This is a genomic window from Sorangium sp. So ce281 (assembly GCF_051527395.1).
Classification (GTDB): Bacteria; Myxococcota_A; Polyangia; order Polyangiales; family Polyangiaceae; genus Sorangium; species Sorangium cellulosum_B.
This window is the reverse complement of the sequence record NZ_CP150322.1, coordinates 60137-73336: the sequence shown is the minus strand read 5'-3', so window position 1 is coordinate 73336 and position 13200 is coordinate 60137. Positions and strand designations below refer to the sequence as shown.

The following is a 13200-nucleotide window of genomic DNA, read 5'->3' as shown; positions in this document are numbered from 1 at the left end:
ACCTCGCCGCCTCGCGCCGAGGCTCGCCGCGGGCGCGCGCGACCCCACCGCAGCTCCGCGAGGTTTGCTAGCATCGCCGCCCCATGCCCTGGCTCTGGTACGTAGGTCCCCTTGCGTTGCTCGTCGTCTGGTTCCTGACCGGCTTTCGCGGTCGGCACGAGGCGCGGCGCGACCGCGAGCTCGCGCGCTGGCGCGCGCTGATGACCCCCGAGGCGGCCCCGGGCCGTTCCGGCGCGAAGCCCGGCGGCCGAAAGGCCGGCGACGGCGGCGACGGCCCTCGTCCGGTGCGCTCGTTGCCGTCCAGCCTCCAGCACACGCTGCAGGAGACGGGCGGCGGCGCGGTCCTCGCCCGCTACGAGCTCGTCCCGAAGCTCGCCTACGTCGCGGTCGTGGGCCCGGACGCGAAGAACGGCAGCGAGTACCAGGTGGTCCTCACCAAGCTGGCCAAGGCCGCGCCCCGGCTCACCGTGTGTCCGCTGCCCATCGTCGATGGCAGGCGTGCCCCCAACACCGGCGTCCAGTTCAAGAAGGACCCGGAGTTCATGGAGCAGTTCCTTGTCGAGGGGCCCGAAGCGAAGGCCATCGGCCGGTGGCTCTCGAAGAGCATCCGCGACGCCCTGCTCGACTTCCCCGACGCGTGGCTGTTCGTGCAGGATCGCACCATGGCGCTCGCCGTGTACGGCCCCGTCGACGCCGACCGCATGGAGGAGCTCGTGATCGCCGCCGACGGGATCTTCGCGGAGCACGGCAACGAGGACGCCCCCTCCCTGCTGTTCGACGGCGACGCTGACGAGGACGAGGACGAGGACGACGAAGACGACGAGGACGAGGAGGAAGACGAGGACGCCGCGGGCGCCGAGGGCGCCGTTCGATAACCACGGCCGAGCCGAGCCATGGTACTCCTCGCAGGTGGGCCTGATTGAACGCGAGATCGCTGCTCTCCTCCGCTCTCCTGCTCTCGCTCTGGCTCACGGCGCCGCCTGCCGCTCCGGCAGAAAAGAACAGCTGGGCTAAATCCCAGGGATCGCGTGCGGAGCTCGAGCTCGACGTCCTGAGCAAGTCGGCCTCATGGGCCAGGGACGATGTCACCTCCGAGGTGAGCACGTTCGGGCTGACCTTCGATCTCCGAGGTCAGCTCGAGTGGTTCGGCCGGCTCCACCTCGACGTGGATCTCCCGCTCGCTTATGGCGACGTCTCCGCCTCGTTCCGGTCCACCCGGCTCGGCGTCGACGAGAGCAGCAGCGCCGGCAGCTTTTTCTTCGGCAACCCCACGATCGGCGCCCACCATGCGCGCGCCGTCTCGCGCAAGCTCACCGTGTTCGGCGGCGGCGCGCTCTCGATCCCCGTCCTCAGCGCCCCCGACGCCGACGCCCGCGCCACGCTGCAGGCGACCGCCCCCGCGCGCGCCTCCTTCGACCTGCACCGGCTCACCGCCGGGCACCTGCCCCTGAGGGCCCACGGCGGCGTCGAGGCGGAGCTCGCCGCGCGGCTCGTCTACCGCGCGGACACCGCGGTGATGCTCGCCCTCCCGACCAGCAGGGCCGGCGTCGAGCTCGTGGTCGAGCAGGGCGACGAGCTCGAGCTGCGCGGCCGAGGCCCCTACGGCGGCGGGCTCCGCCTCCAGGCCGCGCTGACGCTGACCCGCGATGACAGGATGCAGCTCGCGATGGAGCCGTTCTTCACCTACACGGTGAAGCAGCCTGGCTTCTACGCCCGGGCGGGGCTGCTCGTGGCGCTCGACGCGCCGCTCGGGTTCGGCCTCGCCGAGGACAAGGTCGCCACCCTGCGGCTCGCGGCCGGCCGCAGCTTCTGACCGCGCCGCCCACCTTCGCGCGCCGCCCGCGCCGCCCGCGCCGCCCGCGCCGAGCCAGACGCCCGCCGCCCCGCCGGGGGATCCCCCGCGCCCCCTGCCGCTCGCCGTCGTAGGCTTCCCTGGCGCGAGGGCGAGCGAAAGGCGGGGAGATCACCATGGGCGAGCAGCACGTCTCCGAGCAGGCGAGCGAGCAGCAGCACAAGGCGTTCATGCGGGCGCTGCTCGACGACGTGGAGGCGCTCGAGCGCCTCCTCCTGGAGGATCGCATCGAGTCCGGCGTGCACCGCATCGGCGCCGAGCAGGAGATGTTCCTCGTCGACCGCGCGCTCCGGCCCGCCCCGCTCGCGCTGGAGGTGCTCGAGCGGGCCGCCGATGCTCGGCTCACGACCGAGCTCGCCCGCTTCAACCTGGAGGCGAACCTCACCCCGCTCCCGTTCGGCGGCGACTGCCTGCGGCGGCTCGAGGCCGAGCTCTCGGAGGTCATCGGGCGGGCGGCCGAGGCCGCGCGCGCCGCCGGCGCCGACGTCCTGCTCACGGGCATCCTCCCCACCCTGCGCACCGGCGACCTCCGCCTCGAGAACCTCACGCCGGCGCCTCGCTACCACGAGCTCAACCGCGCGCTCTTGCGGCTGCGCCAGGGCGACTTCCGCATCTCGATCCACGGGCTCGACGAGCTCGAGCTCACCCACGACAACATCCTTCTCGAGTCGTGCAACACGAGCTTCCAGGTCCACCTCCAGGTCGGGGCGCGGGAGTTCGCGTCGCTCTACAACCTCGCCCAGGCGGTGACCGCGCCCGTCCTCGCCGCCGCGGTCAACTCGCCGCTGCTCCTCGGGCAGCGGCTCTGGCACGAGACCCGGATCGCCCTCTTCGAGACCTCGGTCGACACCCGCCCGAGCGCGCTCGAGGGCCGGCAGCACAGGCCCCGCGTCCACTTCGGCGACGGCTGGGTGCAGGGCGGCGTGCTCGAGCTCTTCCGCGAGGACATCGCGCGGTTCCGCGTGATCATGACCGCCGACACCGGCGAGCCCCCCGCGGCCGTGCTCGCGCGCGGGGAGGTGCCGGACCTCAAGGCCCTGCGGGTCCACAACGGCACTGTCTACCGCTGGAACCGCCCCTGTTACGGGGCCCTGGCCGGGGTCGCGCACCTGCGCATCGAGAGCCGCGCGCTGCCCTCGGGGCCCACGGTCCTCGACGAGGTCGCGAACGCCGCCTTCTTCTTCGGCCTCATGTCCGGCCTCGCCGACGAGCACCCGCGCATCGACCTCGAGATGCCGTTCGAGGACGCCAAGGCGAACTTCTTCGCGGCGGCCCGCCACGGCCTCAAGGCGCAGCTCACGTGGCTCGGCGGCCGGAGCCTCCCTGCCCCGGAGCTCATCCTCTCGCACCTCCTCCCCGCCGCCCGGGCGGGCCTCTCGGCCGCGGGCATCGACGCCGCCGACGTCGACCGGTACCTCGGCGTCGTCGAGGAGCGGGTTCGCCGCGGCCAGACGGGCGCGCAGTGGGCGCTCGGCTCGCTCGCGTCCATGGCCGGGCGGGGCACCCCGGAGCTGCGAAGCCGCGCCCTCTGCGCCGCGATGCTCGCCCGCCAGCGGGAGGAGGCCCGGGGCGGCGGGGCCGGGCGCCCGGTGCACGCGTGGGAGCCCGCCGCGCTCGAGGACGACCTGGACCTCGTGCGCGACAGCTACCGGACCGTGGGCCAGTTCATGTCGACCGATCTCTTCACGGTGCGTCCCACCGACATCGTCGACTTCGCCGCGAGCGTCATGGAGTGGCGGCACGTGCGCCACGTCCCGGTCGAGGACGAGCAGGGCCGGCTCGTCGGCGTCGTCTCCCACCGCGCGCTGCTCCGGCTCGTCGCCCGCGGCGCCGCGGCGGCACCGAGCGGATCCGCGCCGCCCACGGTCGCGTCGATCATGCGGCCCGACCCCGTGACCGTCGCGCCGGACACGCCGACGCTGGAGGCGATGCGGATCATGCGCGAGCACCGCGTCGGCTGCCTGCCCGTCGTCGCGGGCGAGCGGCTCGTGGGCATCGTGACCGAGCGCGATCTCCTCGACGTCTCGGCGGCGCTGCTCGAGGCCTTCCTGCGCGAGGCGTGAGAGGCCGCCCGCTGCCGGCGGCGCGCGCACCGGAGCCGCAGAGAGAGAGAGAATGAAACGCAAAGGCGCAAAGGCGCAAAGGCGCAAGAAGAAGCGAGAAAAATTCTTCTCGACGCCTTTTTGCGTCTTTGCGCCTTTGCGTCTTTGCGCCTTTGCGTTTTTTATTCTTCGACCGGCCGGCGATCTAGAGACCCTGCGAGGAGCAGCGCTCCCGCGCGGAGCTCACAGATCGCTGATCTCGACGCACGTCATCGCGTCGCCCTTGGCCTGGCAGTCGAACACGGTGCCGTACGCGTTGAGGAAGCCCTGCTTCGTGCGCGTGACGTGGTACCGCGTCCCGTCGATCTGCCGGATGCTCGTGTAGCTCCCCTGACAGCCGATCGCGCCGAAGCTCGCGAGCAAGAGCCCGAAAATCAAAGAACGCTTCATTCGGCTGCCTCCGTCGTTACCTCGACCTCGGTGCACTCCGCCTTGCCCGGCGCGTCAGGGCACATCCACATCGCAGGCTGGTTGTTCTTGTGACCGGCCACATACACATAACCCGGCGCCGCCGGCGCCGAGTCGCTTGCAAACGTCGCACACCCCGCGAGCGCCGGAGCGCCGCAGAGCAACGCACTGCATAGAATGAGTTTCCGCATGGCCAACCACGCTATCGGCAAGCTCATGCGTGGGCCAAATTAGCGCCCAGGCTGCCCCAACCCTTCTTTCTCGCTCGTCGCTTTCTCGTGGAGCGCCTCGCCGCCTGCGACGCCCTGGCCGCCCACGGTTGACACGACGCGTTAGCGCGCCTAAGGGAATACCCCCGACCGGTGTGCGCTGGCACGCCGGGATCCGGGGGGGCTGCGCGGGGCGCGCGGGGCGGGCTCGCGATGGGCTCTCCGGCAGCAGAGGAGTCGACATGGCTTCAGGCAAGAATGGGAAGGGCGGCAAGGACCGGGTGGCGGTCGTTGCCGGGCTGCGCACGCCGTTCACCAAGGCGGGGACGGCGCTCAAGGCGCTGCGCACGGTCGATCTCGCGGCCACGGTGGTCAAGGAGCTCCTCCAGAGGAGCGAGGTGACCCCGCGCGACGTCACGCTGGTCGTCTACGGCCAGGTGGTGCCGACGCTCGACTGGCTCAACATCGCGCGCGAGGTCGTGCTGCGCACCGGCCTGCCCAAGGACACCGACGCCTACAGCGTCTCGCGCGCGTGTGCCACGTCGCTCCAGGCCATGACGAGCGCCGCCGAGGCGATGCTCGCCGGCCAGCACCACGTCGCCCTCGTCGGCGGCGCCGACAGCATGAGCGACGTGCCGCTCGGCGTCTCCCGGAAGCTCGCCTCCGCGCTGACCGACTTCCAGAAGGCCAGGACGCTCGGCGCCCGGCTGGAGATCCTCTCCCGCCTCTCGCTGAAGGACCTCGTGCCCCCGATCCCGGGCTTCTCGCGCGAGCCGACCACGGGCGAGCAGATGGGCGAGGCCGCCGAGAAGATGGCGAAGCAGAACGGCATCTCCCGCGCCGAGCAGGACGCGATCGCCCACCGCTCGCACACGAACGCCGCGCGCGCCTGGCGCGACGGCACCTACGCGGCCGAGGTCATGCACGTGATCCCCCCGCCTTACGACAAGCCGGTCGAGCGCGACAACGTGGTCCGGGACGACTCGACCCTCGACGCCTACGCGAAGCTGTCGCCGGCCTTCGATCGGCGGCACGGCACGATCACCGCGGGCAACGCGTCGCCGCTCACCGACGGGGCGAGCGCCCTGCTCCTGATGCGCGAGGGCAAGGCCAAGGCGCTCGGCTACCAGCCGCTCGGGTACGTCAAATCGTGGTCCTACGCGGCGGTCGACCCTGGCTGGCAGCTCCTGATGGCCCCGGTGTTCGCCGTGCCGCGGGCGCTCGAGCGCGCCGGCCTCTCGCTCGCCGACATGGACCTCGTCGACATGCACGAGGCCTTCGCCGCCCAGGTCGCGTCCAACCTGAAGGCGCTCGCGTCGCCGTCGTTCGCCGCGGAGAAGCTCGGCCGGTCCACCCCCGTCGGCGAGATCGACCCGGAGAAGCTCAACGTCAACGGCGGCTCGATCGCGCTCGGCCACCCCTTCGCGGCGACGGGGGGGCGCATGGTCCTCTCCACGCTCCGCGAGCTCAAGAAGCGCGGCGGGCAGCACGCGCTCCTCACCGTCTGCGCGGCGGGCGGCCTCGGCGCCGCCGTCGTCCTGGAGGCCGCATGACCACGACATCCGCCGCCACGCCGGCCCCCGCGGCCGCGAGCCCGCTCTCTCTCGAGGTGCGCCCCGACGGCGTGGCCGTCGTCACCTACGATGTCCCGGGCGAGGCGGTCAACACGCTGAAGCCCACGTTCACCGGCGATCTCGAGCGGATCGCGGGCCAGATCGCGAGCAACCCGCTCATCAAGGCGGCGATCCTCGTGTCCGGCAAGGCCGACACCTGGATCGCGGGCGCGGACATCGAGATGCTGAAGGGCGTCGCCACGGCGGCCCAGGCCGAGGCGATGTGCCGGGCCGGCCACGAGGCGATCCTGCGGATCGTGCGCTCGCCGAAGCCGATCGTCGCGGCGATCCACGGCGCCGCGCTCGGCGGCGGGCTCGAGGTGGCGCTCGCCTGCCACGCCCGGGTGCTGAGCGACGACCGGAAGACGGTGCTCGGCCTGCCCGAGGTGCAGCTCGGCCTGCTCCCCGGGATCAACGGGCTCCAGCGGCTCGCGGAGCGCGCCGGCCTGAAGGCGGCGCTCGATCACGGCCTCACCGGCAAGAACATGCGCCCGTCGAAGGCGCGGCAGCTCGGCGTCGCCGACGACGTCGTCCCCGCGGCCATCCTGAGGGAGACGGCCGCGGCGCTCGCGCTCAAGCTCGCTGCGGCCGGCCCGCCGTTCCAGCCCAAGCGGGCGAGCGCGCCGAAGCTCGACTCCGCCGCGCTCACCCGCGCGGCCCTGGAGCGGAACCCGATCGGCCGTGCCCTGCTCTTCCAGCAGGCAGCGCGGCAGACGCGCAAGAAGACCGGCGGTCACTACCCGGCGCCCGAGCGGATCATCGACGTGCTGAGGACCTATGCGGAGAAGGGCTTCGAGGCGTCGAAGGAGGTCGAGGCGCACGCGTTCGGCGAGCTCGTCGCGTCGAGCACGGCGCATCGGCTGATGGAGCTCTTCTTCGCGACGAACGCGATGAAGAAGGACACCGGCGTGGACGACCCCGCCGTGCAGCCGAGGAAGGTCGAAAAGATCGCGATGATCGGCGCCGGCCTGATGGGGGCCGGCATCGCCTATGTCAGCCTGAACGCCGGCATCTCCGTGCGGCTCCGGGACCGCGACGACGCGTCGATCGGCCGCGGGCTCAAATACGTGGCCGACATCCTCGGCGAGCGGGTGAAGAAGAAGCAGCTCACGCCGCTCGAGCGCGACGAGAAGCTCGCGCTGCTCACCGCGACGACGGACGGCTCGGGCCTCCGGAGCGCCGATCTCGTGATCGAGGCGGTGTTCGAGGATCTCGCGGTGAAGCACGCGGTCCTGCGGGACGTCGAGGAGCACGGCAAGGACGGGGTGATCTTCGCGTCGAACACGTCGTCGATCCCGATCTCCCGGATCGCGGCCGCGTCGAGGCGGCCGGAGAACGTGGTCGGGATGCACTACTTCAGCCCGGTGCACAAGATGCCGTTGCTCGAGGTCATCCGGACCGAGGCGACGTCGCCCGAGGTGGTCGCGACGGCGGTGGCGGTCGGCAAGCGCCAGGGCAAGACGGTCATCGTCGTGAACGATGGGGTCGGCTTCTACACGAGCCGGATCCTCGGGCCGTACATGAACGAGGCGAGCTGGCTGCTCGCCGAGGGGGTCGCGATCGAGCAGGTCGACGGGGCGCTCGTCGCGTGGGGCTGGCCGGTCGGTCCGCTCGCGCTGCTCGACGAGGTGGGCATCGACGTGGCGGCCCACGTCGGCCCGATCATGCTCGAGGCGTTCGGCGACCGCCTCGCGCCGCCTCCCACGATGGCCAGGCTGGTGTCCGACGACCGGAGGGGCCGCAAGAACGAGCGCGGGATGTACCTGTACGGCGCGGCGGCGAAGAAGAAGGGCAAGGGCAAGCACGCCGACGAGAGCGTCTATGGCGTGCTCGGGCTGCCGGTGCCGAGGGCGAAGGACAGCCCGCCGGTGCCGGTCGAGGAGATCCAGCTGCGCTGCTCGCTCCAGCTCGTGAACGAGGCGCTGCACTGCCTCGGCGAGGGGATCCTCCGGAGCCCGCGCGACGGCGACATCGGCGCGATCTTCGGCCTGGGTTTCCCGCCGTTCCGCGGCGGGCCATTCCGCTACGTCGACAGCCTCGGCGCCGCGGAGGTGCTCCGCCGCATCGAGATCTACGAGCGCCGCTTCGGCAAGCGCTGGACGCCCGCCCCGGCGCTCGTCGAGGCGGCGAGGACCGGGAAGCCCTTCTACGGCTGAAGAGAGAGAAGGAAAAAAAAACGCAAAGGCGCAAAGACGCAAAGGCGCAAGGGAGAGAGAAAGATTTGTTTCTTCTCCTCCTTGCGTCTTTGCGCCTTTGCGACTTTGCGTTTGAACTTCTTCATCCATCCACCACGCTCGCCGCTTCAATCGAGCTCCGCGGCCACATCCGACCCGGCCCCCGGGCCCTGATGGCCCGCGCCTTGCTCTCCTCTCGGCGAGGGAAAGACCGCGCGGGAGGGGGCCAGTCATGCGGAAGTGCATTCGCGACGCGGTGGTCGTTATCACCGGGGCATCTTCGGGCATTGGCAGGGCGGCGGCGCTCGCGTTCGCGAGGCGCGGCGCGCGGGTCGTCATCGCCGCTCGGAACGAGGCGGCCATCGAGGAGGTCGCCGCCGAATGCGCCAGCGTCGGCGCGCGGGCGCTCGCCGTCCCGACGGACGTGAGGGACGAGCAAGCCGTCCGAGCGCTCGCCCACGCCGCCGTCGAGGTGTTCGGCAGGATCGACGTCTGGGTGAACAACGCCGCCGTGTTCCTCTACGCGCGAGCGGACGAGGCGCCCTACGAGGCCTACCGCCAGGTCATCGAGACGAACCTGCTCGGCTATGTGCACGGGGCGCGGGCGGTGCTGCCCTGTTTTCGCGCGCAGGGCGCCGGGGTGCTCATCAACAACGTCTCCGTTCTTGGCAAGTTCGGCGCGCCGACGATGAGCGCCTACGTGATCTCCAAGTTCGGGATCATGGGCCTCTCGTCCTGCTTGAGACAGGAGCTCTTCAGCACCCCGGACATCCACGTTTGCACGCTCCTGCCCGCGACGGTCGACACCCCCATCTACCAGCACGCCGGCAACACGACCGGCCGCGCCGTCCAGCCGATGCGGCCGATCGTCGACCCCGAGCGGGTCGCGGCGGCGATGGTCTCGCTCGCCGAGCGGCCGCGGCGCAGCGTGTATGTCGGCGCCGCGGGACGCATCGCCGCCGCGGCGTTCGTCGCCTTCCCGGGCCTCATGGAGCGGTTATTCGCGGCCTACGCGATCCGCGCGACCTTCCTGGATCGCGCGGCGCCGTACACCGACGGCAACATCTTCGTGCCCATGAAGCACTGGACCGGCGTGACCGGCGGATGGCGCTCGACCTCGGGCCTCGCCGCGCTCCTCGACACCGCCCGGGCCTTCGCCGGCCTCGCGCTCACACTCCCGTCCACAGCGGCAGAGCGCCTCAGGCCACGATGACATAGCCGTCCTGGCACCCTCCGTACGCGATTCCCCAGCCATCTTGACGCGCCATCGCCCCCGACGTGTCTCTCAACCTCGGGGGTCCTGTGACGTGTTCTCCACGGAGTCCCGGCATGCTGCGCCCACAACGACGATTCAATTAGAATAAGGAGGCGCAACGATGAGCCGTTATGTGGCGCGCACGCTCCGAAGCGATGACTTTTCGACTCTGATGAAACTGGAGACGACCCTCTTCGGCGACGCGGGCGAAGGGGAGCTCGGGCGGTATTACATCCGTCTTTGCTGCGACTTCTTCAAGGACTCTTGCTTCATGGTCGAGGCCGCGGGGAAGCCCGCGGGCTACCTGCTCTCCTTCGCGCGCGGCAAGGAGGTCTACTGCACGACCCTCGCCGTCCTGCCCGAGTATCAGGGCTCCCGCGCGACGCACACGCTGCTCCGCGCGTTCGTCGGGTCGATCCTTGGATGGGCGGAGTCGTGCTGGTTCACCGTCGAGGAGGACAACCACGCCGCGCGGGCGCTCCACGCCATGCTCGGCGCCAAGGAGATCGAGGTCCGCCCCGATTTCTATGGCACCGGACACCCGCGCATCATCTCGCGCATCGATCGCGACGCGTTCATGGCGCTCCGGGCCCGCTTCGAGAAGGTGGGGCTCGTCGATCGCCAGGCCGACGCGAAGGAGCCGCGCGCGGCGGAGAGCGGCGGCATCGCCGCGGTGGCCTGAGGCCGACAGACCATGACGACCACCGCGCCGCTCGACCGCGACCGCCGCGCGCCGGCGGCGGCCGACCGGCCCTGGACCGAGGCGCTCTCCATCGCCAGCCGGCTCTCCGGCGTGATGGGGCTCGCGCTCGACACCATGTTCCGGACCAGCCTGCTGCCCACGCTGCCCGCCTCGCGCCACCGCGAGAGGGCGCGCCTCCTTCACGGGATCGCCCGGGACCTGTGCGCGCAGCACTCCCTGCACGTCCGCGTGACCGGCGCGCTCCCCGCGTCGCCGTTCGTGATCGTGGCCAACCACGTCAGCTACCTCGATCCGATCCTCCTCGCGTCGCTCACCCCCTGCACCGCCATCGCGAAGCAGGAGATCGGCAGCTGGCCGATCATCGGCGATCGCGCGCGCGATCTCGGCGTGATGCTCGTCGATCGGCGGCGCCCGGCGAGCGGGGCGCGCGTGCTCCGGTGCGCGCTCCGGGCCCTTCGCCATGGCGTCCCGGTGCTGAATTTCCCGGAGGGCTCGACCACCCGCGGAGAGAAGGTCCTCCCCTTCCGGAAAGGCATCTTCGGCGTCGCCCGGATCGCGGGTGTCCCCATCGTGCCCGCGGCCATCACCTACGATGATCCCGAGCTCTGCTGGGCGGGCGACGACACCTTCCTCCCCCATTTCCTCCGCTTCTCCAGCCGCCGAGAGGCGAGCGCCCGCGTCGCCTTCGGCCCGCCGCTCGGCGATCACGGCGGCGCGGCCGATCTCGCGGACCGCGCCCGCGCCGTGATCCTGGACCTCTTGAGCCTGTAGGAGATCTCATGTCGCAACAACGAGCAGCCGCGTACCTGCGGCACGGGCAGACTCCGTTCTTTCGCCTCCCGACCGCGGGCTTCCACGAGGCCGGCGCGTCCGCCTATTCCGGCGCCGACGCCGTGCTCCTCGGCGTCCCGTGGGACGGGAGCGTCACATACCGCCCCGGCGCTCGGTTCGCCCCCTACGAGCTGCGCCGCGTGAGCGCGCTCGTGCAGTCGTACCACCCCGGCCACGGCGTCGACGTGTTCCGCACGATCGACGTGCTCGACGGGGGCAATGTGCCCTTTCCCCCGTTTCACGCGGACTCCGTGCGCGAGCTGATCCAGGCTTCGGTCGACGAGGTGCTCGCGGCCGGCGCGGTCCCGTTCGTCGTCGGCGGCGACCACTCCATCGCGCTCCCGGTGCTCCGCGCGCTATCGCGGCGCCACGGCCCCGTCACGGTCGTCCACGTCGACGCGCACCTCGACACGAGCACCTCGGAGGTGTGGGGCGAGCCGTTCCACCACGGCACGCCGTTCCGCAACGCGATCGAAGAGGGGCTGATCGCGCGGAGCGCGCTCCACCAGATCGGCATCCGCGCCACGTGGGGCCACCCGGAGGAGGGCGCCTTCGCGGCGCACGCCGGGGCGACCCTCTACGGCATGGATCGGATCGACCGCGACGGCGCTCACGCGGTCGCCGCCGCCATCAGGGCAGCCGCGGGCGAGTCGCCCGTCTACATCTCCTTCGATATCGACGGCATCGACCCGGCCTATGCCCCGGGCACCGGCACGCCCGTGCCCGGCGGGCTCACCTCACGCGAGGCGTTCCAGCTGCTCCGCGGCCTCGCGGGGATCAACCTGGTGGGCATGGATCTCGTCGAGGTATGCCCCGCCCTGGACCACGCCGACATCACCCTCCACCTCGGCGCGCACCTCCTGTTCGAGGGCCTGGCCCTCCTCGCGACGCGCAAGGGCGACAAGCGCGACCAGCCGCGCGGATGACGCGAATCGTGGAATCGCGCCACGTGAATCCGCTCAATCCGCTGGCGTCCGCCGCCATTCCGGTGTCACATAAGAGACATTGGGATGACACGCTCGCCCGATCTTTGTGGCCGCTACGCCGATCTCCCGCAGCTCGATGACGCCTGGGCACGCCTGGCGCACACCTACGGCGGACGGGAAATAACGATCGGGACGTCCGCAAACGGAAGGCCATTGCGGCGCTACGACTTCGGCAATCCGCTCGGTCCGACGTTCCTGCTGACGTCGCTCATGCACGGGGTCGAGGTGATCGGCGGGCTCGCGCTGCTCGATGCGGTCCGGTCGATCCTGGCGAGCGGGCGCGTGGGCGCGGCGGCGCGGGCGCGGCTCGTCGTGGTGCCGGTCGTCAACCCCGACGCGTTCGCCGACAACCTGGAGCGCCTCCGCGGCGAGCGGCGGGCGTCGCAGCGCTGCAACGCCCGCGGCGTGGATCTGAACCGGAATTTCGCGCCGCTGTCCTCGTCGCGGCCGCTGCACCCGTTCGCGGGCTCGCGGCTCCGGTGGTCGCCGCACTACACGGGGCCTCACGCCTTCTCGGAGCCCGAGTCGCGCGCCCTGCGCGACGTCGCGCTGGAGACGCGGCCTGCGCTCGCGATCGGCTTTCACAGCTGCGGCAACTTCCTGCTCTACCCGTGGGCGCACACCGACGTGCCCAACCCGCGCGAGCCGCTCTACCGGGCGCTCGGCGACGCCTTCTGCCAGGCTCTGCCGCGCGAGCGGTACGAGGTACGCCAGGCGGCGCACTGGTACCCCACGGTCGGCGACATGGACGACTGGCTCGACGCCAACCTGGGAACGCTCGCCTTCACGGTGGAGGTCAGCCGTCCTGCACGCTCCTTCCGCGATATCCGCCGCCTGCTGAACCCGTTCTGGTGGTTGAACCCGCGCGAGGCCGACGAGGCGATCGCCAACGTCGTCCCCGGCGTCGGCGCGCTCCTCTGCGACGCCCTCGACCGCGGCGTGGGCGGCGCGTCCTCGCGTGCGGCCCCGCCGATCGACGCGTCGCCTGTGGAGCTCTTCGCCGACGCCGCCGAGTGAGATGGCCGCGCACGCGGCGTGCGCGCCGATGTCGGCGGCCGCCATCCCGC

Annotated in this window: 12 protein-coding genes; 10 read left to right on the top strand and 2 right to left on the bottom strand. The window is 71.5% G+C overall.

Features of this window, described 5'->3' with window-relative positions; genetic code table 11:
- The first annotated feature begins 83 nt into the window (after positions 1-83).
- From WMF27_RS00280 to WMF27_RS00270, 3 genes are all read left to right on the top strand, one after another.
- On the top strand, positions 84-875 hold the full coding sequence (locus WMF27_RS00280; RefSeq protein ID WP_437762279.1) for a hypothetical protein: 792 nt from the start codon (positions 84-86) through the stop codon (positions 873-875).
- Between the two features lie 221 nt (positions 876-1096).
- Entirely contained in the window at positions 1097-1813 is a 717-nt protein-coding gene (locus WMF27_RS00275) for a hypothetical protein (protein ID WP_437762280.1), read from the top strand.
- A gap of 155 nt (positions 1814-1968) precedes the next feature.
- Entirely contained in the window at positions 1969-3915 is a 1947-nt protein-coding gene (locus WMF27_RS00270) for a CBS domain-containing protein (protein ID WP_437762281.1), read from the top strand.
- A 222-nt stretch (positions 3916-4137) separates the two neighbouring features.
- On the opposite strand, the gene WMF27_RS00265 is transcribed toward WMF27_RS00270, so the two are convergent.
- Positions 4138-4344, bottom strand: a complete 207-nt coding sequence (locus WMF27_RS00265) for a hypothetical protein (RefSeq protein ID WP_437762282.1) — start codon at positions 4342-4344, stop codon at positions 4138-4140.
- Complete coding sequence (locus tag WMF27_RS00260) at positions 4341-4553, bottom strand: hypothetical protein (protein ID WP_437530776.1); 213 nt, start codon at positions 4551-4553, stop codon at positions 4341-4343. The genes WMF27_RS00265 and WMF27_RS00260 overlap by 4 nt, the downstream gene beginning before the upstream one ends.
- 260 nt (positions 4554-4813) lie before the next feature.
- On the opposite strand from WMF27_RS00260, the gene fadI reads away from it, so the two are divergent.
- The 7 genes from fadI to WMF27_RS00225 all read left to right on the top strand — a co-directional run bounded on the left by fadI (position 4814) and on the right by WMF27_RS00225 (position 13150).
- The gene (gene fadI / locus WMF27_RS00255) at positions 4814-6124 is read left to right on the top strand and encodes an acetyl-CoA C-acyltransferase FadI (RefSeq protein WP_437762283.1); all 1311 of its coding nucleotides are present in this window, start codon (positions 4814-4816) and stop codon (positions 6122-6124) included.
- Positions 6121-8340, top strand: a complete 2220-nt coding sequence (fadJ, locus tag WMF27_RS00250) for a fatty acid oxidation complex subunit alpha FadJ (RefSeq protein WP_437762284.1) — start codon at positions 6121-6123, stop codon at positions 8338-8340. Before fadI ends, fadJ begins: the two co-directional genes overlap by 4 nt.
- 250 nt (positions 8341-8590) lie before the next feature.
- Entirely contained in the window at positions 8591-9571 is a 981-nt protein-coding gene (locus WMF27_RS00245) for an SDR family oxidoreductase (RefSeq protein ID WP_437762285.1), read from the top strand.
- A gap of 214 nt (positions 9572-9785) precedes the next feature.
- Entirely contained in the window at positions 9786-10295 is a 510-nt protein-coding gene (locus WMF27_RS00240) for a GNAT family N-acetyltransferase (RefSeq protein WP_437762286.1), read from the top strand.
- Positions 10296-10307: 12 nt separating this feature from the next.
- Positions 10308-11087 (top strand): lysophospholipid acyltransferase family protein, encoded by a 780-nt coding sequence (locus tag WMF27_RS00235; protein ID WP_437762287.1) that lies wholly within the window; start codon positions 10308-10310, stop codon positions 11085-11087.
- An 8-nt stretch (positions 11088-11095) separates the two neighbouring features.
- Complete coding sequence (speB, locus tag WMF27_RS00230) at positions 11096-12073, top strand: agmatinase (RefSeq protein ID WP_437762288.1); 978 nt, start codon at positions 11096-11098, stop codon at positions 12071-12073.
- 84 nt (positions 12074-12157) lie between these two features.
- The gene (locus WMF27_RS00225; RefSeq protein ID WP_437762289.1) at positions 12158-13150 is read left to right on the top strand and encodes a M14 family metallopeptidase; all 993 of its coding nucleotides are present in this window, start codon (positions 12158-12160) and stop codon (positions 13148-13150) included.
- Positions 13151-13200: the final 50 nt, after the last annotated feature.

Excerpts from the sequence above, each read along its gene's own strand:
- WMF27_RS00225 (WP_437762289.1), top strand. The coding sequence starts at position 12,158 with ATGACACGCTCGCCCGATCTTTGTGGCCGCTACGCCGATCTCCCGCAG.
- WMF27_RS00280 (WP_437762279.1), top strand. The coding sequence starts at position 84 with ATGCCCTGGCTCTGGTACGTAGGTCCCCTTGCGTTGCTCGTCGTCTGG.
- speB (WP_437762288.1), top strand. The coding sequence starts at position 11,096 with ATGTCGCAACAACGAGCAGCCGCGTACCTGCGGCACGGGCAGACTCCG.
- WMF27_RS00260 (WP_437530776.1), bottom strand. The coding sequence starts at position 4,553 with ATGCGGAAACTCATTCTATGCAGTGCGTTGCTCTGCGGCGCTCCGGCG.
- WMF27_RS00240 (WP_437762286.1), top strand. The coding sequence starts at position 9,786 with ATGAAACTGGAGACGACCCTCTTCGGCGACGCGGGCGAAGGGGAGCTC.
- fadI (WP_437762283.1), top strand. The coding sequence starts at position 4,814 with ATGGCTTCAGGCAAGAATGGGAAGGGCGGCAAGGACCGGGTGGCGGTC.
- WMF27_RS00245 (WP_437762285.1), top strand. The coding sequence starts at position 8,591 with ATGCGGAAGTGCATTCGCGACGCGGTGGTCGTTATCACCGGGGCATCT.
- WMF27_RS00270 (WP_437762281.1), top strand. The coding sequence starts at position 1,969 with ATGGGCGAGCAGCACGTCTCCGAGCAGGCGAGCGAGCAGCAGCACAAG.
- WMF27_RS00235 (WP_437762287.1), top strand. The coding sequence starts at position 10,308 with ATGACGACCACCGCGCCGCTCGACCGCGACCGCCGCGCGCCGGCGGCG.
- WMF27_RS00265 (WP_437762282.1), bottom strand. The coding sequence starts at position 4,344 with ATGAAGCGTTCTTTGATTTTCGGGCTCTTGCTCGCGAGCTTCGGCGCG.
- fadJ (WP_437762284.1), top strand. The coding sequence starts at position 6,121 with ATGACCACGACATCCGCCGCCACGCCGGCCCCCGCGGCCGCGAGCCCG.